Origin of the sequence: Spirulina sp. CCY15215, from assembly GCF_016888125.1 — a bacterium.
In the GTDB taxonomy this organism is placed as follows: Bacteria; Cyanobacteriota; Cyanobacteriia; order Cyanobacteriales; family Spirulinaceae; genus CCY15215.
Map to the genome: position 1 here is coordinate 1 of NZ_JACSWA010000386.1, position 2,075 is coordinate 2,075.

Annotated in this window: 1 protein-coding gene; it reads right to left on the reverse strand. The window is 54.5% G+C overall.

Going from position 1 to position 2,075, the window contains the following annotated elements:
• Nucleotides 1-2,065, reverse strand: a 2,065-nt coding sequence (locus JUI58_RS10870) for a tetratricopeptide repeat protein (protein WP_348539876.1), incomplete at its 3' end; no start/stop codon positions are given.
• Nucleotides 2,066-2,075 lie beyond the last annotated feature (10 nt).

Below are 2,075 nucleotides of genomic sequence, written 5' to 3' on the forward strand. Positions count from 1 at the left end.
GGACGGAGGCGAAGTAGGTTTGGCGGAGTTCGGTGGTGGGGGCTTTGGTGCGGAGGTCTTCGAGGATGGCGATGGATTTTTCCATCTGGGTGAGGGCTGTTTCGAGGTTGCCTTGGGAACGTTGGAGAGAGGCAATATTGCTTAATGTGGCAGCTTCCCCCCCGCGATCGCCCACTGCTTGGCTGAGGGGCAAGGCGCGTTCTAAGTATTCCAACGCTTTCTGCTTCTCTCCTAGGGAGTAGTAGACTAAGCCAATATTGTTGAAGGTGGTGCCTTCTCCCCTGCGATCGCCCACGGCTTGGCGGAGGGGTAAGGCGCGATCATAATATTCAAGAGCCTTCTGGTTTTCTCCTAGGTCGGAGTAGACCCCGCCAATATTGTGGAGGGTTTGGGCTTCCCCCCCGCGATCGCCCACGGCTTGGCGGAGGGGTAAGGCGCGATCATAATATTCAAGAGCCTTCTGGTTTTCTCCTAGGTCGGAGTAGACCCCGCCAATATTATTGAGGGTGTTGCCTTCTCCGTCGCGATCGCCCACTGCTTGTTGGATGGTCAAGGCGCGAGCGTAGTATTCCAAGGCTTTCTGCTTTTCTCCTAGGGAGTTGTAGATGAAGCCAATATTATTGAGGGTTTGGGCTTCTCCGCCGCGATCGCCCACTGCTTGGCGGAGGGGTAAGGCGCGAGCGTAGTATTCCAAGGCTTTCTGGTTTTCTCCTAGGTCGGAGTAGACTAAACCAATATTGTTGAGGGTGATGCCGTCTCCGTCGCGATCGCCCACTGCTTGGCTGAGGAGCAAAGCGCGATCGTAGTATTCAAGGGCTTTCTGCTTTTCTCCTAGGTCGGAGTAGACTAAGCCAATATTGTTGAGGGTGGTGCCTTCTCCGCCGCGATCGCCCACTGCTTGTTGGATGGTCAAGGCGCGATCATAATATTCTAATGCTTTCTGCTTTTCTCCTAGGGAGGAATAGACAGCGCCAATATTGTTGAGGGTGGTGGCTTCTCCCTCGCGTTGGCGTAGCCTCTCCGAAGGAGAATCGCCTACTACTTGGCGGAGGGGCAAGGCGCGAGCGTAGTATTCCAAGGCTTTTTGCTTTTCTCCTAGGGAGTAGTAGACAGAGCCAATAGTGTTGAGGGTTTGGGCTTCTCCCTCGCGATCGCCCACGGCTTGAAGAAGGGGCAAGGCGCGAGCGTAGTATTCCAACGCTTTCTGCTTTTCTCCTAAGGAGGAGTAGACTAAGCCAAAGCTGACGAGGGTGGTAGCTTCTCCCCCGCGATCGCCCACGGCTTGGAATAGGGGCAAGGCGCGTTCGTAGTATTCAAGGGCTTTCTGCTTTTCTCCTAGGGAGGAGTAGATGAAGCCAATATTGTTGAGAGTGGTGCCTTCTCCGCCGCGATCCCCCACGGTTTGTCGGAGGGTCAAGGCGCGTTCGTAGTATTCCAAGGCTTTCTGCTTTTCTCCTAGGGAAGAGTAGATAAAGCCAATAGTGTTGAGGGTTTGGGCTTCTCCCCCGCGATCGCCCACGGCTTGGTAGAGGGGCAAGGCACGAGCGTAGTATTCCAAGGCTTTCTGCTTTTCTCCTAGGGAGTCGTAGACAGCGCCAATATTGTTGAGAGTGCCAGCTTCTCCCTCGCGATCGCCCACCGCTTGGCTGAGGGGCAAGGCGCGAGCGAAGTATTCAAGGGCTTTCTGCTTTTCTCCTAGGGAGTAGTAGGCAGCGCCAATATTGTTGAGGGTGGTGGCTTCTCCTCCGCGATCGCCTACTGTTTGGCTGAGGGGCAAGGCGCGAGCGAAGTATTCAAGGGCTTTCTGCTTTTCTCCTAGGTCGGAGTAGATTCTACCAACACCAAGGAGAGAGGTCGCTTCTGAACTTTGATCACCAGCTTGGCGAAAGAGAATCGCCGCTTGTTCTAATTTAACCAAGGCTTGCCTAAGAGATTCTGCCGATCCCTCTCGAAACAGTTGAGATCCTTCTTGCAAAACTCGGTTTGCCTCATCTAAGTCCGGCGACTGTTGGGCGATGTGGGTTTCAACGGGTTTTCCCTGTGCCATCCCAGAGACGGGCAGTATTGCCGCACTT